A 16,445-nucleotide genomic window follows, 5' to 3' on the forward strand; every position below is an offset into this window, starting at 1 on the left:
TTTGCTCGATATATCTAACACCAGCGCTACCCTGACCCTGCCTCTCTGATGGCGGCGTAACCCGCGAATCCTGCTTGACCCTTGGGCTGCCGGTACTGATGATATGATGATGCCATGGGATAATGCTAGCGTGATCGGCGGTCGTACGGCGCGCGTTGTGGCTTCACCGAGATGAGCCGGCGTCGGCCATGTTCCGACGACGACAAGGCGCGGATCACCGCCGAGAGCTGCGCCGGCGCCGGCATACGGATCTGCGACGTAGAGAGCCAGAACGGCATCTGCTCTATCTAGTGGCCAAAACCTGACGCTTGGTTCCCATCTTGATGGGTCTGCGAATGACGGGATCTGGGACAGGCCGTGTAAAAACGCAGGTTCGGCGGCTTTCTGCGAAGGATTGATTCAAGATTGGGCGCGCCGGGATTCTGTTATGGGGTCAAGACAGCCTCTCCGATTGCGATATTGCTTGTGTCGGGTCCGGCGAGGCGTTTTTACACAGCCTCGGGACATTTCGGTCATTTCTGGCGGGTCCGCCAAGTGTCGGCTTGCGCCGGCAGCAGACACTCGCGCGTGCGCTCGAGCGATGTCGCCGAATAGCTCGGGTGTGGTACTCGCTTTACGACCGACCGGAACGACGATGAAACCAAACGGTTAGCCGGTCCTAACGGCGGGGAAACGCTCATATCGGCACTGTTCACGAAGCTAGGGAGGTGGCACAGAGTTCGGCATGAGCGACCCCCACAATCATCATTACATCCCACAGTTCTGGCTGAAACGCTTTTCGCACGATGGGCAATCGAAGCTCGTGTGGTCCTATGACTGGGATAAGGACACGGTGCAGGAACGATCGATCATGACTCTTATGTCGGAGTATGACCTCTACACTCAACAAACGAGCACGGGCGACGATTTCAGCCTTGAAACCGGAGAGATGGGACAGGTTGACAGGTCTGGATCCAAGCTGTTTCGTCGCCTCGACCAAGGTGAACGAAGTTCCGCATTGAGAGAGGACTTGGCCGACTTTTTCGGCGTTATGGCCCTCCGACACCCGGCTACTGTGAGTCGCTTCCCGGTGGTCACCGCCAGTTTTCTCGGCGATCTACAATCTGTCTTAGTAGGCGCTACCTCGCTCGCGGATCTCGACGAATATCTCGCAAGCATTGGTGCACCGGCAAGTGGGATGACCCCTGCGGTTTTCGCCGCGATTAAGTCAGCGACGAGCGATGACCTGGATCTTTTTTTCACATCACAGTTTGACAAACAACTCGCACCAGGGGGGAACGAGGCAATCCCGTATGCTGACACGATCGAAGATCATTCGGGTCGGGACATTCTGAAGGACCGGCTTTTGGACATGGAATGGACGTTGGCCACGGCGCCCGAAGCGACGGTGTTGATCGGGGATACCGGCATCGTGCTCGAGCGCGGGAACAGCGACTATGGATGGAAGATCGTAATCGGACCCCAGCTTGTCCTGTCGATCACTAAGACCGAGCAGTCCGTTCCGATGATGATTGGAAGCGGAACACTGACAACCTGGGAGGTCGACGGGCTGAACCTGGAGACTGCCGCACGGTCGAAGAAACTGCTCGTCGGCCGAAGCAAGGCTGCCATTGAAAGAGCTTCGGCTCAGATAAAAGGCGGAAATTATTAAGTTGCGCTAAGCGAAGCACGCAGGTCGGCCGAATGCCCGCAATGGCCCATCAGCCGACAACTGAACCGCCCCGGGTTTGCCGGAGGCTACGGGTTGTGAGTTACGCTGCAAGATCTGGGATCGGGAAGGCTGCCGCCAGCCCGCTGAATTCGGCGATCACATCGACCATCGTTCCGGCCTTGGCCGAAAATAGCATCGGCACGAGGTGGTCGGTGACGAGAGCGGATCGTAGGGACATCCCGACCTGCGGGATACGAGTCAATTTCGCTAGCCTCTGCGGATTTGCCCGAAGAAACGCGAGCCTGTTGAGATTCTTCTCGATCGGGGTTTTCCGCCCACCGGGTGGCGCCAATGTCGTATATTCGGCGAGTCGTTCACCGATCTCACCGATCGAGCGCGCCACCTGAAGCCGCTTGCACTCGATCGCTACCACTACGCCCGAGGCCTCATGCCAGGCGAGCACATCCACATCGCCAAGGGCCTTCGTTCCGCCAAGCTCGGTAAGTTTGACGTCGCTGCGTGCCGTCCATCCTAGGCGTTCCATCTCGTCAGCAACGCTCTTGTTGAAGGCGTGTCCGTCGCGGTTAACGGCCGCGCCGATCCAGCTGCGCATCGCGTCGCCGGTGAACAGTTCTACGGGGACCAGCCCCTGCTCGGCCTCGAAGAATCGTGTGATGAAGTGGTCGACCAGTGCCGGTGCGATCAAAACGAGCGGATCGTCGCCCTCCCCTATCTGCACGATCGGGCGGTGCACGAGCGAGAGCCGACGATTGAAGCGCCAAGGATACCAGTCTCGCTTCCTTGCGCCCTCCGGATGAACCTCGTCCCAACGCGGCCGCGGTTTGAGAGCCAGCGCATTGAACGCTTTGTCGGGGTCATGGGCAGGACAGTCCGCCGTGTCACCGTGCAGGCGCTTGATTAGCTCACTCTTCGACATCTTGAGGACCGTCACGCCGGCAGCCGCAGCCTCATTGGCAAGATCCATCGCAAACCGAGCGAAGGCGAGGAGATCGAGGCCATATTCGTCGAGTATTGCTGCTAAGAAATCGGGATCAGCTTGCAGTTCGGCAGGCGTCGTGCTCACTTCGAAATGACGCGGGTACGCGCGCGCGGCACTCCTGAAAGCGCGCTCGCCATGGGCATTGATATACGGGGTTTGCTCAGCCCGCCGGAAGGTCTCGTCGAAGGACAGGGAGCCATTGTCGTTTACGAAGGGCGGTGTCACCGCCAGGCCCCAGTGGATTGCATCATCCTGATTGGCGCATTCGACCATAATCGCGAGGTCGGCATAAAGCTGGTCGAGATCGGCGTCGCTTGGCACGCGTCCACCTCTCACCGGCGCGATGCAGACCGCCATTTCGGCGAGGACTCGCGCGGCAAGTCCCGCGATCCCCCGCTGGACCTCGAGCCCGTTGGACGCTCCGATGATATCAGCCTGGTCCCGATAGAGGGCGAGCAATGCGGCGGCGGTCTGCTGCCAGCTGAAGCGATCATACACGACAGCGTCATGGTTGATGAGAAGACGCATGACCAACGCCTCACGGTCGAGCTGCTGCATCAGCGCCTCGACTCGCCTAAGCAGGGCGACTGTCGCGGCCTTGAGGATAGCCGGCGCCTGGGCGAACGGAATCGCCCCCGGGCCGGCGGTCCAGCCTGCGGCCTCGGCAAGCTGGAGCCTACCCCATGCGATATCCTCGTCCTGAAGCAGACGAGGCCGGCTCAGACCCGCAGCCGCGTAGACCTGCATAGTCGGTGTGCGCGGTTTGAACATGTGAAAGAAGCGGGCCGAGGTCGATCCGATGACTTCGAGCGCAAAGCTTTCGGCTTCTGCGCCAGTCATCGCCTCTCCAGCGATCGTTGCGACCGCACCGGCAATGCCCGCCACAATCGACCGCTCGGCCACATTGTCGGCACGCGCGAAGGCATTGAGATAGTCATTCCCACATCGAACAGAGATCCTATTGCCACTCCGTTCGACATGTGGCGGCCCGAAGGAAGCGCTGGGCGCGGCATCGGAGTCGAACGATTCGACGTCGGGCACGGTCAGGAGGATGCGGATCGGCCCTTCAGGTAGACCGGTGAACCGGTCTTCCAGCAGCTGCGCGGTCCGCAGCATCCAGTTCTGGACCATGTCCCAAAGCTGATAAACGATGCTCATACCGACAGGGCCGAGAACGCCGCGCTCGAGGCTGACCCACCAGGGCCGCCTTGCGGTTTCGACACAGGATGTCAGCTCGCCATTCGCAACCGCATAACGGTCGACGAACAGGGGCAGCCCCTTCACCTCATCGAAAAAGACATCGGTCGCGGAACGCTGTACCTCAACCCAGCGTGTACCATCATCGCTAATCGCGACATGGGGATCGAGCAGTGATCGCAGATGAGCGCGCAGCGTGCCAACATGGTCGGTGGCAAGCCGGATCCCGCCAGGCGCGGCAACGTCGGGCACCATGACCATCGCGGTGCCCCGCAGGAATCCGTAGAGGTTGGCGAAGCCGTTAATGTTGTCGAGCCGGTAACCGCGCTCGGGCAATTTCGCTTCCTGATCCAAAATCTTCCAGAGCCGCAGCGCGTTGAAGCCATGCTCCCAGATGATCCGGGCGATATCGGCGATACTGACGCCGACGCTGCGCCATACATCGGGTTCATCGTGGGTCAGCTCGATCGAAAAGCCACGCCCGAGCCCGCCATGCACGATCACCGTCAGGCCGCGTTGATAGTCCGGCCGGTCACGAAGCTCGGCCGTAACCGCGGCAACCCGTGCGCCAATCTCGGGCGACAGGATCTGGAGCGATCGGTGGCCGTTGATGCGAAAGTCGTCGAGCGCTTCGCCCGCATAGACGAGATGAAGATAGGCACCCTCGTCGAACGTGGCCACGAGGTCCCGGCCAATGGGGGCAAATGAGCCAGGCTCACGAATCAGCCGGGCTCTGAACCCGGTCAGACCGAAGCTACGAAGCTCGGTGAAATGCTTATCGGCGATGACTGCCTCGACCTGCGCGAGCGCGCCGGCGTCAGCGGCAGCGTCGAGTACTTGACGCCGGATCGCAGCACCGATTGCGGTCGGCATGACGACGATGATCGCCCTTTCGTGCCGGATCAGAGGCCGTCGCTCGAGATCGCTATGTCCGATCGACTGGCCCATGAGCGCCTCGCGATCGGCGGTGGTCAGACCGAACGGAACGACACGGTTGGCGCGAATGCCAAGCCGCATCAGGTCATCGAACTCGAATGTGACGCGTGCACGGGCTTCGTCGATCCGCGCGTCAGACACATCGATTGGCGTGCGCGGGCTGGCGGTCGAACGCGTGTAGCGGGGAATGCCGGCCCGATCGGCAATCTCCTCGCTTAGGGCGAGCATGGCCATGCATTGATCGAGTGCAGTCGCCGCCCATTCCTGGTTCTTCAGCCGCATCGTCGCCCATACGAGCGCTTCGGCGCCAACGTCATTGTCACCCCACAGTCCGTCAAACAGACGGGCATTGCCGTTCCATGAGGGGACGTTCGAGACGAACACGTCCTCGGTCGGATCTTCCTGCTGGCCAAGCGGATCGCTGAGCAGCGAGCCATTAAGCCAGCGCGCAAGATCCTTTGATGTCGGCTTGTCAACACCCATGGCGTGGATCGCCGCGAGCGAGATAAGCGCTTCCAGTCTGAAGGTCGCGGACTGGTTCTCTGGATAGGTCAGCAGCCCGCCGGCGACGGCGGCGATGTCTGGAAAGGAGAACCGGGCAAGCTCGCGCACCATGGCCGCATTGCGTTTGGCAACATCGTTCAGGTCGAGCGTCTTGGCGCTGGCGAGCATGGCCTGGAGGCCGCGCATGACGTCGAGCATATTGGCCCTTGGCCCCTCAGTCTCATTCGCCGCAACCATGGTCTGCCTTCACGCCTTTTCGCGAACGAATACTGTGCCGCGCGGCAGCATGACGTTCGATGGGTTGTGATTGGCGAATGATCAGATCCGCCGGTGACGGACAGCGCCGTCCCCGGCAGCGATCAGCGTCGTGGCGGCTGCGGGAGCGGTCTGGCCCGGGTGCTATCGTGGGCGCGTCATGGTGCCGGGGTCAACAGGTCGGCGACGCTTTCTGCAATCCTTGCGCAAGAAGCGCTTCCTCGCGCGTCAGGACGATTTTCGGCTCCATGGCAGGTTGCAGCAAATGCCGACGCTCACATGAACAACGCTGAATGTCTTGAACTGGGTCGGAAGCCGCCGTGACAACAGCGGCGGAGACAGAGGCAGCTATCCGCAAATCTCATTCTGAAAGCGCCCGGCAGCAAGCGGCCCAGTTGCTGCCAGTACCCGTTATGTCTGCAGGTTCCGCCCGACGCGTTGTATCCCGTAACGTTGCTCAGAAATCGCCAATGATGCGACAGTGGACGTTCCCGCCGTAGAGGTCGATCGTCTCTTGGGGATATCCGTTGGCGACCAACCAGGCGTTGATATTTGCAAGGAACTCGTCGGGGTCAACGCCTTCCGGAATGACTTTGGGAAAGCCGTATCGCCAACCTTCAGGCGGATCGATCCAAGCTACAATCAGGGTTCCTCATTCCTGGCAAAGCCGCTTCAGTAGGACGATCAAAACCTCAGCATCACGTTTGCAATACTCGCGGCGCCGTTCAAGATCAGTGATTGACATCAGACGTGCCCTCATAAAGTCTCGTAATTGGACGATAGTTTCGCCACGGAGAAGTACATGCCTCTTTCGGCCGATGAGATCCAAAAGCGGTTTGAGGATCGAGCCAGGGTGCCTTCCAGTGAAGCGGCACGCCAACTCCTCGCAGCCGGCCATCGCGTCGCTTACAGATACAGGGATACGCCTCTTGATCGAGTGCTGCTGCGCTATCCGGACGGCTCCATCAGCTCAATCGGACCTGACGGCGTCGAAGAATTGGTGTCCGGCCCCGATCCGTTTAAGCCTCTCTCCTAATGGGCTCCATCCGGCCAACTTCAATTTGGCACTGGCGCATAGCCGACAGCGGTCTCCACCGGATGGATACTGAGTTTGGCGCGCGCATCGCGTGCAAATAAGACTATCTGCGTGTCCAGGCATTCGTCGCTGTAACAGCCACTCGCCCGCGCAAGTAACTCGCGATCATCTTTCAGAAAGGCAACTTCTCCCTTGGATCGCCGAGCTCTTCCGGCGCAGCAAGGCTGCCGCCTGACGTCGATCACTTGCTCAGCGTGTTGGCCCTGTCGTAATCGCGACGCCGGGGCCGTCCGCATCGAGCCGCCCGGCCGGCGTTCCCGCAATTGCGGCGAGGAGAATTTTCACCAGCGCGAGCGCGTCGTCGCGCGTCGGTCGGGTCAGGTCCGGACCGATCGAGCTGTTCATGATCGACGGGTGCGCCAGATCGTCAAGATGACCCGCAAGCCCGAAGGCATGGCCTAGTTCATGCACTAAAATGGGCGTCAGATTATAACATTGCGGGCTGCCGTCGGTGGGTTTCGGGAACGCGAGCTCGCCAGTAAGTGCCGCGCGCCAGCAGGGATAGGTTGCGCCGTTAATCCACAGCGTCCGGCCCTCGACCTGCGCTCGCGCCGCTTTGACCTGACCGCCAACCGTCAAGGCCTTAGCGTCCCGGGTCATATAGCGCACCACGAACGAAGCCGTGTCGCGGCAGCCAACCCGTACCACTTGCGGCGGCGTCATCAGCACGTAGCCACCCGCCGATCGGCTCAGCATACCCTGAAACGCGACTCGCGCGGCCGGTGGCAGGTCGGGCCCAAGATCCTGAAGCGCGCCCATCCACTGCGCGACCGCGTTGCCGAACGCGTTGCGGACCTCTTGGCTGCGTGGACTATCCGGCGCGATCGGCGCGCCGCGATCATCCTCGAGATAGAAGGACATCCCGCGCGTGAGAATTCGGTTGTCGAACACGGGCTCGGGTCCATAATTCACCGCCCACGGTACGCTCTCGGCGCAAAACGCCGGCACGGGCGGCGTCTCCGTAATACCCTCGCGACAATATTGCCCTCTCGCTATTCCGACGAAGCGACGGTCGGGTCCGTGATAGGCCGTAAGGCCATCGACGGAGCGCAGGTGTAGCCGGCCATTAACGAGGACCGCGGCGGATGCCAGAAATCGCACCTTGGGTGATTTGAGTTCGACCTCATAGAGCGTGAGCGGCGTAGTCGGGCACATTTGACCGCCCGCCGAATAGGGGCGGATCGGCTTGGGGCGGCAGGCACCATTACGCTCGACCTGCTTCACCTCGCCGCGCGGAAAAGCCTGCTCCGCGCCACATTCCGGCGCGAACCGCACGGCCGTGGCGCCTACGGCGATGAGCCGTCCAAAGATCAACCGGTCACCCAGTACGAGCGTATCAGCATGTGCCGGGGGCGCGCTGGCTAGCATAGCGAGTGAGACAAGCTTAGCGAGAAAGCGTGATATCACTGGTGTCGTCCCGCTTGATCAAGTGGATGAAGGGCACCTCGGCGGTGCTCGCCGCTGGCTTAAACAGAATGACGATGTCCTTGCCTGCGAACAGAAGTCGATACCCCGCGAACGGCATCGCCTTGCCGTCCTTGTTCTTAAGCTCCCGGACCACTGGCAGACGCGAGGTTCCGGAACGAAGGTCGACATCGGCGGCATGCGCGCCGGCCGCGATGCCGGCGAGATAGGTCGTGATCACGACGAGAATGACCAGCGCATAGGTAATCGGCTGCACCCAGGGCGCCGTGCGCGGCCAGCGCCCAGCCATACCGGCACTCCCGCCCGCCAGCCATCCCATCGCGATCAGATAGGCGACGATCAGCCACGGCCCATCCAACACCGCCGTCAGGCCACGATAGACGAGGTGGGTGATCGAGAACTCCAACACCTGATAGCGAACGCCGAACCCCGCATAGTAGGTCTCGGTTGAGACCAGCCCGGCGAACAGTACCACGAAGGTGATGAGCGCCAACTGCTCCTTGAGCGCCGACGCGATGCCTGAACCATTGTCGCTTGTCGTCGGCATGATCACCCCCGCATCTAACGATAGCAGTCTTGTGCTGGCCGTGACATAGTTGTGTCAGGCGGATCGACCGTGTTGTTCGAGTAACCGAACGGTCGAATTGAGGGCGCGTTGCCGCCGAGCGGCTTGATGGCAGACGAATGACCGGTCTCGGGAGGAGAAGGCATTCACGCGTCGATAGGGGAATGGCTTAAACTGTGTCGGAAGCGGCCTTTGCGACCATGGGCACCAAGTGTCAGACTTTGACTACTAGCTTTGCACCCGGCGCCTCCAGCTCCGGCAGAGCTGACAGGGTTGTCCGCCACTCATCCGCATTCACATGGCTGCGCTCATGACCCGAGTTATCGGCTTTCCGTCGCGATTTTAGCGGACTCATCACCGGCAATCTCGATCAGATCAACATCGACCTCTCGCATATTGTCCGGATGGATCATGATAGGCTGATCATATCTCGAAGCTAACTCCTCCATGTACTCGTCGAGATCGGGAACAATGGGCCGCACATCGATCGGTTTAAACGACGCAGAGCTATAAACGCGCCGATCGCGACCCGTAGGTTTGAGTTCAATCTCGACGCCGTAGCTGATGCCGTCGCCTGCCAGCTGAGCGCTATTGAAGTAAATTGCCTTTACCGGGCCGCCGTCCCCCCTAATCTCGTCGACTTCGAACGCGAACCGCGCCTCAGGCTTCGTCCGCAGCAGCAGATCCGCTGCAAGTTGTATCCATCGGGTGTCCCACATGTCGTTGATTGCGAGGGAAGCATTTGAACGGACGCCGGCCAACTCCAGCAAGCGGCGCCAGTCCGAAGCGATCCTGTATAGCGCGGGAAGCCCGTCGACGTTGGGACCGGTCAGCCTGTCGGGCAGCGACAATTTGACCGGTCCGAATCGGCCATCGTCGCCCTTAATCACGATCGCGCCTTGGCCCGACGCTAGATTGGTAAGCGCCCGGAGAAGCATGACGAGATCATCCAGCGTGCGGCCAACCTGCTCGAAGACCGCCTTCGTTTCGAAATCGGCCTCACGCTCATGAAACATGAAGCTGAAGTCGGAATGGCGGATCAGCATGCGGAGGCGAGCGTCGAAGGAAGGCGCGAAGAATATCTCGGCTAGGAACGTGGCTGGCGGGGTCAACGGAGGGCCCGTCACTACGACCTCGCAAGCGCCGCCGGAGGGAGGCGATAACATGATCTCCTCGATCGCGTTCAGCATGTCGCCATCGTATGGGACGGGCATGTCAAAGCGGTTATCGAATGTGCGGATCGCGATTGGCTTCAGCGGGTCCATACCGAGCACAACGCGGGTCAAATGATCTTCGGTGTCCGCCCGGAAGACAACGTCGCCAACGATGCGATCGTCGCGGTAGCCTAAGTTGGCAAGCTGGGCGAGCTTCTCTGCGGAATAGGCGGCTGGATCCGGGCCGCACGCCGTGGCAAGCGCTTCGCGTAAACCCTCGGGCGTGACTTCGAAAGCCTGGCCGACTTTGCGATAGTCGAAAGAGATCGTCTGCTGATTTATATCCAGCCTGCCAATGTATTGCTCGTGTCGTAGCCTGCGCAACAGCTTCTCGAGCGGTGCCCCAAGGAGATGAACGAGATAGCCGCGGATCGGGGTACCGTCGGGCTTCATCCTGAAAACCACGATGAACGCAGGAAGCGGGCTCTTCGCGAGCAGATCCGCCGCCGACAGCCGCAGTTTAACCTGCCCGGTCCCCACCGTCTTCGTCGCCTTCAGCTGGACATGGCAGGTCGTCTTCTGACGCTGGTCGAGGATCCCCTTAGGCACGGGCAAATCGACGACAAAGTCCCAGCCGGATCTATCGCGGTCGCTCTTGTTGCAAACGAGGAGCGCGCGCGGGCAGAGATAAGTAAAGAAGGCCTCCGCAGCGGCACCGAACTCGTCATTGGGTAGTTCCGAAACTGCGCCAACGCGGGCGCCCGGCGCAGCGACGCCGCCACTTAAATCGTCGTCTACATTCACAAGTCGTCCCTTCCTTGCGAAGCCATCCAGTACGACAGGAAGGCGGCCTGAGCTTTGTGCGCGGCGCTGCCCTACCCGTCGTTGCCAACTTCACCCCTGACGAGCGCTGAAGTCGCGGAGCAATCTGCGCCCACTACCATCTCGCGAATCATTAGGTTGCGCTGAAGCCTAGATGCCAAACTCTACACGTGTCGTCGTAGGCCAGATCATTGAGTAGCATGTGCGCCTTCTTCTCGTAGCCGCAATGCGCAATCCTAACATCGCGTAATACGTCGATGACGATTCTGGAGGCGCGAACATTGGGAACGGCTGACCCTGCTTGAGACGTATGTCTCCTCGACCGTACTATTGGAGGATATGCGCCTCGCCAACAAGCAGCTCGTACTTCGCTAAAGCTCCTGGAGGGCACCTGATCAGAAGCGAACTGGGGCCACATATTCGATTACAATGATTCGGGTTCCAAATCATTGCCCGTCGTTTCCCAAAGCACCGCTTCCAATATGCTTCCGTCAGAAATCCGACGGGTCAGGAAACCGACATTTCGAGTAGCAACTAATTGAAATGTTTGGCGCATCCGACAGGATTCGAACCTGTGACCCCTGCCTTCGGAGGGCAGTACTCTATCCAGCTGAGCTACGGATGCGTGAGGGCGCTGTTAGCAGCCGGCGCCGTGCAATACCAGACGGCTATTTCCGGGCCGGGCGTTCGATCGGGGTGAACTGGCCGAGGCCGCAGCTGGCGCCGCGGCGCAGGCCGCCGCCCTGTTGCAGCACGGTGATGACGTCGACCGAGCACAGCTGGCTGATCGAGGTTGCATAGGTGAACGAGCGTTCGAAGCCGAGCTGGGGGCAGCTGTTGGGCAGCGTGTTGCGATAGACCTTGCCGTTGCGCATGATGAAATCGATGGTGCTGTCGTCGCGCACCTTGGTTTCGCGGATGTTCTGCAACAGCACGCAGCTGACGGGCTCGCCGGTCACCGTGGCCGGCGGGAGCTGGCTGGCAGTGCGCACGGCACTGCCGCCGCAGCCGGCCAGCGCCGCCATCATGATCAGCAGGGGAGTAGCGGAACGCATGGTCATCATCCCGGCAAAGACAATACGAGCACAGACACAGGCCCAGACACAGGGGCAAGCAACGCAACGGTGTACGCAGCCCGTCTGGCAGCGCGACACTGAACCCCGGCTTAACCTTCCGCGGCCCTTGGCGTTTCCCCGTCAGGCCGGCGTCTTATCGCGAAAATCGCAAAGATCGGCGACCGGGCACACCGGGCATTTCGGCCGCCGCGCCACACAGACATAGCGGCCGTGGAGTATCAGCCAGTGATGGGCGTGGCGGCGATAGGGTTTGGGCGTCCGCTTCATGATGCCGTTTTCGACAGCCAGCACCGTCTTGCCCGGCGCCAGGCCGGTGCGATTGGCGACGCGGAAGACATGGGTGTCGACGGCGCAGGTTTCCTCTCCGAATGCCACGTTGACGACGACATTGGCGGTCTTGCGGCCGACACCCGGCAGGGACTCGAGGTCCGCGCGGTCGCGCGGCACCGCCCCGCCGTATCTCGCGACCAGGATCTCCGACAGCGCGATGATGTTTTTCGCCTTGGTGTTGAACAGCCCGATGGTGCGGATATGCTGTTTCAGCCCCTCCTCCCCCAGCGCGATCATCGCCTCCGGCGTGGTCACGGTCTCGAACAGGCGCTGCGTCGCCTTGTTGACGCCCACGTCGGTCGCCTGGGCCGACAGCACCACCGCCACCAGCAGCGTATAGGTGTTCACATAGCGGAGCTCGGTTTCCGGCACCGGCATGGCGGTGCTGAGGCGGGCATAGAATTCGGCGACGGCGGCGCGGTTCATGCCTGCGCTTTGGCGTCACGGGCGCTGTAATGTCCAGATGCGCGCGTCTACTGTGGCAATGTGCTGCTCGATCTTACCCTCACGCCGAACCGGTCGCTCGATCGCCGCCATGCGGGCTGGCTGGTCGGTGCGGTCGGCGCGCTGTTCTTCATCGGCGGGCTGCGCTTCCTGGCGCTCGGTGCCTGGCCGATCCTGCCGTTCATGGCCGCCGATCTCGCGCTGCTGTGGTGGGCCTTCCGCGCCAGCAACGCCGCCGGGCGCGGCCATGAACGCGTCGTCCTCGATGCCGATGCGCTGACCCTGCACCGCGTCAGCGCGCAGGGCGCCATCCGGCGTTTCGGCTTCGAGCCGCTGTGGACCCGGGTGCAGGTCGAGGAGACGCCGCTCGGCGATGCACATGTCTTCCTGGCGGCACGTGGCCGGCGGGTGCGGGTCGGCAGCTTCCTGTCGGCGCCGGAACGCCGCGAGGTGGGCGCGACGATCGCGGCCGCGCTGGCAAACTACCGGACCGGCAGCCCCAGCACATCGTCCATCGTGTAGCGGCCGGCGGGTTTCACGGCGAGCCAGGCCGCGGCCCTGAGCGCGCCGCGAGCAAAGATCTCGCGGCTTTCGACGCGGTGGCCGAGCTCGATGCGTTCCCCGTCGCCGCACAGCATGACCAGATGATCGCCGGGCGCCGAGCCGCCGCGCAGCGCCGCAAAGCCGATGTGCCCCGGCACCCGCGCGCCGGTGATGCCGTCGCGGCCGCGGTCGCTGACCCGCACCAGGTCGACGCCGCGCCCGCGCGCCGCCGCCGCGCCCAGCGCCAGCGCGGTGCCCGACGGCGCATCGACCTTGTCGCGGTGGTGCAGCTCGGCAATCTCGATATCCCAGTCGAGCGCGCGCGCCGCCTGCTCGACGAGCCGCGCCAGCAGCGTCACGCCCAGGCTGGTATTGGCCGCCTGCAGGACAGCGATGCTGCGCGCCGCGCGGTCGATCATGGCATGGTGGCGCTGCTCCAGCCCGGTCGTGCCGATGACGATCGCCGCCCGGCCGTCGCAGGCGGCATCGAGCGTCGCCGCCAGCGCGTCGGGCGCGGTGAAATCGACCAGCACGTCGCTGGCGATGGCGAGCGGGCCGTGGTTGGAACAGATGGTCAGCGACGGCGGGAACGGCGGCCCCAGCGGCGTGCCGACGGAATCGTGCCCGGCCCGCTCGATGGCGCCGGCCAGCACCAGCCGCGGATCATCGGGAATGGCGGCGATGATCGCCCGGCCCATGCGGCCGCCGGCGCCCAGCACACCGATTTTGATCGCCTTGGCCATGGTCATGTCATGAACGTCGGCACGGCGGCTGGCAAGATTGCGCGGGCGAACATTGTCAAATGGCGGCCGCGCGAATAGCCTGTGCCGTAACGAGACGCCTTGCCTGTTGGGGGAGATTGCCATGCGCATGCTCATGTTGGTCGGACTGGTCACCGCTGCCCCGGTCCAGGCGGCGCCACCGACGGCCCGCAACAGCCCCGATGCCATCGTCTGCCAGTTGAGCGGCAGTTGCGACGGCAGCACCGCCGACAGCAGCCGCAAGCAGGCCGTCGGCGACGAAAAGGCGTTCAGCCTGGCCCGCCCCGGCGCCGTCAAGGTGCCGACCGCGACCAGGGCCAGCGCGCCGGCCAGGCGCAGCGCCGCGGCCCGTCCGGCTGCGCGCAACAGCCTCGACATGCAGATCAATTTCGCCACCGGATCTTCCGAGCTGACCGAACAGGCCAAGGCGGAGGCGCGCGCCTTTGCCGAGGCGATGAAGGCGCCGGCGCTGGCGGCGATGCGCTTCAGCGTCGATGGCCACACCGATGCAGTCGGCAATCGCGACTACAACCTCGACCTGTCGAAGCGCCGCGCCCAGGCCGTCACCGATTACCTGATTGCCCAGGGTGCCGACCCCGGCCGGCTGGAACCCCAGGGCTATGGCTTCGACAAGCCGCGGCCGGGCACGGCGGCAACGGCTTCGGTCAATCGCCGGGTGGAATTTTCGAAGCAACGCTGACAGGTGAGCCTGCCGCTGGCACACGCGGGCCATGGCCATTCGCAACATCGTCATCCTGACCGGCGCCGGCGTGTCGGCCGAAAGCGGGGTGCCGACATTTCGCGGACCCGACGGGCTGTGGGAGGGGCACCGTGTCCAGGATGTGGCGACGCCCGAGGCCTTTGCGCGCAATCCGGTGCTGGTGCAGCGATTCTACGACGAGCGCCGGGCAGCGCTGGGCCGGGTCGAGCCCAACGCCGCGCACCGGGCGCTGGCGCGGCTCGATGCCGAATGGCCGGGGGCGTTGCTGCTCGTCACCCAGAATGTCGATGACCTGCACGAACGCGCCGGGTCGACGCGGCTGCTGCACATGCACGGCGAGTTGAAGCGGGCGCTGTGCACCGGCTGCGGCGCCGCGCCGGCCTGGGAGGGCGACCTGTCGGGCAACCCGCCCTGCCCGCGCTGCGCCGCCGCGGCCCTGCGGCCCGACATCGTGTGGTTCGGGGAGATGCCCTATCACATGGACGCGATCGGCGCCGCCATCGACGCTGCCGACCTGTTCGTGTCGATCGGCACCTCGGGGGCGGTGTATCCGGCGGCGGGTTTCGTCGACTGGGCGCGCAGTGCGGGGGCGCTGACGCTGGAGATCAACCTGGAGCCGTCGGCGGGGACGCCGCTGTTCGACAGTGCGCGGCATGGGCCGGCGGGGGTGCTGGTGCCGGCTTGGGTGGCGGAGCTGCTTGGGTAACCGTCCGCTACGCGTGCGCCGGGCGGATCACCGGCAGCACCAGCTGCACATACAGCGTCGCCGCGAGATACGCCCCCGCCGCGATCGCGAACATCGGCCAGTAGCCGACGCCATTGTCGAGCGTCCACCCGGTCAGCTCGTTCATCGCCAGCCCGGTGAGATTGCCCGCCACCGCGCCCGCCGCCATGACGCTCGCTACCCGGCCCGACGGCACGATGTCGGCGGCCAGGCCGAAGATGTTGGTCGAAAAGCCCTGGTGGGCGAACAGCGCCAGGCCGATCAGCAGCGCCGCCACCAGCGGCGTCTGCGCCTGCAGCGCCAGCGGGATCGGCAGGATCATCAGCGCATAGAACAGCATGGAGCTTTTCCGCGCCCGGTCGACCGTCATGCCGCGGTCGAGCAGCCGCGGGAACAGCGCCCCCGACGACAGCGCGCCGGCCGCCGCCATGGTAAAGATGATGGCGATCGGCCAGCCGATCTGGGCCTGGTTCATCTTGAACACCCGGTTGAACAGGTCCGGCGTCCAGAACAGCAGGAACCACCAGACGCAATCGGTCAGCGCCTTGGCGCCGATCACCGCCCAGCTGCGCCGGTCGCGGAGCAGCGCGCCCCAATTCGCCTCGGCACGCGACGGCGGCGCTGCATCGACCGGCACCAGCCGCCGTGTGCCGGCGATCCAGAACGCCAGCCAGACGAAGCCGAGCGCGCCGGTCACGATGAACGCCGCCTTCCAGCCAAAGGCCAGCGCTAGCGGCGGGATCAGCAGTGGCGTCAGGATCGCGCCGATGTTGGGCGCCGTGTTGACAAGGCCGAGGCCGAACGAGCGTTCCTTCAAGGGCAGATAGGTCGCCGCCGCCTTCACCGCCGCCGGCGTGTTAACCGATTCGGCGACGGCGAGGATGCTGCGCGCCGCGACGAACTGGCCCACGGATGCGGCCGCGGCATGGCCCATGCCGGCGATGCTCCACACGGTGACGGCGATGCCATAGGCGATGCGGACGCCGAAGCGATCGACGAACCAACCGACGAACAGCAGCGCGACGATGGTGGCGATGTTCACCGCCGAGCCGAAATGCGCGAATTCCTGGTTGGTCCAGCCGAATTCGGCTTCGAGTGTCGGCTTCAGCAGCGCCAGCACCTGGCGATCGACATAGTTGAGCGCGGTGCCGACGAACAGCAGCGCGACCAGCCAGCGCCGTGCGCCGGCACCATCGTCGATCCTGTCCACCCCGCCTCCCCCAATCGGTTTTGCGGGACCT

General features: G+C 63.3%; 13 protein-coding genes and 1 tRNA gene. 5 read left to right on the forward strand and 9 right to left on the reverse strand.

The genetic code is table 11. The features are described 5' to 3' along the window. The first annotated feature begins 724 nt into the window (after positions 1 to 724). The gene (locus ACP7AI_RS16470) at positions 725 to 1,651 is read left to right on the forward strand and encodes a DUF4238 domain-containing protein (protein ID WP_426169699.1); all 927 of its coding nucleotides are present in this window, start codon (positions 725 to 727) and stop codon (positions 1,649 to 1,651) included. A gap of 100 nt (positions 1,652 to 1,751) precedes the next feature. On the opposite strand, the gene ACP7AI_RS16475 is transcribed toward ACP7AI_RS16470, so the two are convergent. Then, the gene (locus ACP7AI_RS16475) at positions 1,752 to 5,486 is read right to left on the reverse strand and encodes a hypothetical protein (RefSeq protein ID WP_426169702.1); all 3,735 of its coding nucleotides are present in this window, start codon (positions 5,484 to 5,486) and stop codon (positions 1,752 to 1,754) included. 829 nt (positions 5,487 to 6,315) lie between these two features. Here ACP7AI_RS16475 and ACP7AI_RS16480 point away from each other — a divergent pair. Then, positions 6,316 to 6,579: a hypothetical protein gene (locus ACP7AI_RS16480; protein ID WP_426169704.1), complete on the forward strand. Its 264-nt coding sequence runs from the start codon at positions 6,316 to 6,318 to the stop codon at positions 6,577 to 6,579. 249 nt (positions 6,580 to 6,828) lie between these two features. Here the strand turns inward: ACP7AI_RS16480 and ACP7AI_RS16485 are convergent, their stop codons facing one another. From ACP7AI_RS16485 to nth, 6 genes are all read right to left on the reverse strand, one after another. After that, complete coding sequence (locus tag ACP7AI_RS16485) at positions 6,829 to 7,914, reverse strand: hypothetical protein (RefSeq protein WP_426169707.1); 1,086 nt, start codon at positions 7,912 to 7,914, stop codon at positions 6,829 to 6,831. Positions 7,915 to 8,023: 109 nt separating this feature from the next. Further along, complete coding sequence (locus ACP7AI_RS16490; RefSeq protein WP_426169709.1) at positions 8,024 to 8,617, reverse strand: hypothetical protein; 594 nt, start codon at positions 8,615 to 8,617, stop codon at positions 8,024 to 8,026. Between the two features lie 332 nt (positions 8,618 to 8,949). Beyond that, a complete protein-coding gene (locus tag ACP7AI_RS16495; RefSeq protein ID WP_426169712.1) occupies positions 8,950 to 10,587 on the reverse strand; it encodes a hypothetical protein in 1,638 nt (545 codons plus the stop codon). Between the two features lie 566 nt (positions 10,588 to 11,153). Beyond that, positions 11,154 to 11,230, reverse strand: a tRNA-Arg gene (locus ACP7AI_RS16500). A gap of 43 nt (positions 11,231 to 11,273) precedes the next feature. Next, on the reverse strand, positions 11,274 to 11,666 hold the full coding sequence (locus ACP7AI_RS16505) for a hypothetical protein (RefSeq protein WP_426169714.1): 393 nt from the start codon (positions 11,664 to 11,666) through the stop codon (positions 11,274 to 11,276). A gap of 135 nt (positions 11,667 to 11,801) precedes the next feature. Continuing rightward, positions 11,802 to 12,437, reverse strand: a complete 636-nt coding sequence (gene nth, locus ACP7AI_RS16510) for an endonuclease III (RefSeq protein ID WP_426169716.1) — start codon at positions 12,435 to 12,437, stop codon at positions 11,802 to 11,804. Positions 12,438 to 12,497: 60 nt separating this feature from the next. On the opposite strand from nth, the gene ACP7AI_RS16515 reads away from it, so the two are divergent. Beyond that, positions 12,498 to 12,977 (forward strand): DUF2244 domain-containing protein, encoded by a 480-nt coding sequence (locus tag ACP7AI_RS16515; protein WP_426169719.1) that lies wholly within the window; start codon positions 12,498 to 12,500, stop codon positions 12,975 to 12,977. Here the strand turns inward: ACP7AI_RS16515 and dapB are convergent. Beyond that, entirely contained in the window at positions 12,938 to 13,747 is an 810-nt protein-coding gene (dapB, locus tag ACP7AI_RS16520; protein ID WP_426169722.1) for a 4-hydroxy-tetrahydrodipicolinate reductase, read from the reverse strand. The two genes, ACP7AI_RS16515 and dapB, sit on opposite strands and share 40 nt — an antisense overlap. 115 nt (positions 13,748 to 13,862) lie before the next feature. On the opposite strand from dapB, the gene ACP7AI_RS16525 reads away from it, so the two are divergent. Together ACP7AI_RS16525 and ACP7AI_RS16530 are read left to right on the forward strand one after the other, a co-directional pair. Next, positions 13,863 to 14,459: an OmpA family protein gene (locus tag ACP7AI_RS16525; RefSeq protein ID WP_426169724.1), complete on the forward strand. Its 597-nt coding sequence runs from the start codon at positions 13,863 to 13,865 to the stop codon at positions 14,457 to 14,459. A 31-nt stretch (positions 14,460 to 14,490) separates the two neighbouring features. Beyond that, entirely contained in the window at positions 14,491 to 15,186 is a 696-nt protein-coding gene (locus ACP7AI_RS16530; protein WP_426169727.1) for an NAD-dependent deacylase, read from the forward strand. A gap of 7 nt (positions 15,187 to 15,193) precedes the next feature. On the opposite strand, the gene ACP7AI_RS16535 is transcribed toward ACP7AI_RS16530, so the two are convergent. Next, positions 15,194 to 16,414, reverse strand: coding sequence for an MFS transporter (locus ACP7AI_RS16535; RefSeq protein ID WP_426169729.1), 1,221 nt, complete (start codon positions 16,412 to 16,414; stop codon positions 15,194 to 15,196). Between the last annotated feature and the right edge of the window lie 31 nt (positions 16,415 to 16,445).

Origin of the sequence: Sandarakinorhabdus sp. DWP1-3-1 (assembly GCF_049896705.1) — a bacterium.
Lineage (GTDB): Bacteria > Pseudomonadota > Alphaproteobacteria > Sphingomonadales > Sphingomonadaceae > Sandarakinorhabdus.

Coding starts and splice junctions, on each gene's coding strand:
- ACP7AI_RS16470 (WP_426169699.1), top strand. CDS start 725: ATGAGCGACCCCCACAATCATCATTACATCCCACAGTTCTGGCTGAAA.
- ACP7AI_RS16475 (WP_426169702.1), bottom strand. CDS start 5,486: ATGCTCGACGTCATGCGCGGCCTCCAGGCCATGCTCGCCAGCGCCAAG.
- ACP7AI_RS16505 (WP_426169714.1), bottom strand. CDS start 11,666: ATGACCATGCGTTCCGCTACTCCCCTGCTGATCATGATGGCGGCGCTG.
- nth (WP_426169716.1), bottom strand. CDS start 12,437: ATGAACCGCGCCGCCGTCGCCGAATTCTATGCCCGCCTCAGCACCGCC.
- dapB (WP_426169722.1), bottom strand. CDS start 13,747: ATGACCATGGCCAAGGCGATCAAAATCGGTGTGCTGGGCGCCGGCGGC.
- ACP7AI_RS16525 (WP_426169724.1), top strand. CDS start 13,863: ATGCGCATGCTCATGTTGGTCGGACTGGTCACCGCTGCCCCGGTCCAG.
- ACP7AI_RS16530 (WP_426169727.1), top strand. CDS start 14,491: ATGGCCATTCGCAACATCGTCATCCTGACCGGCGCCGGCGTGTCGGCC.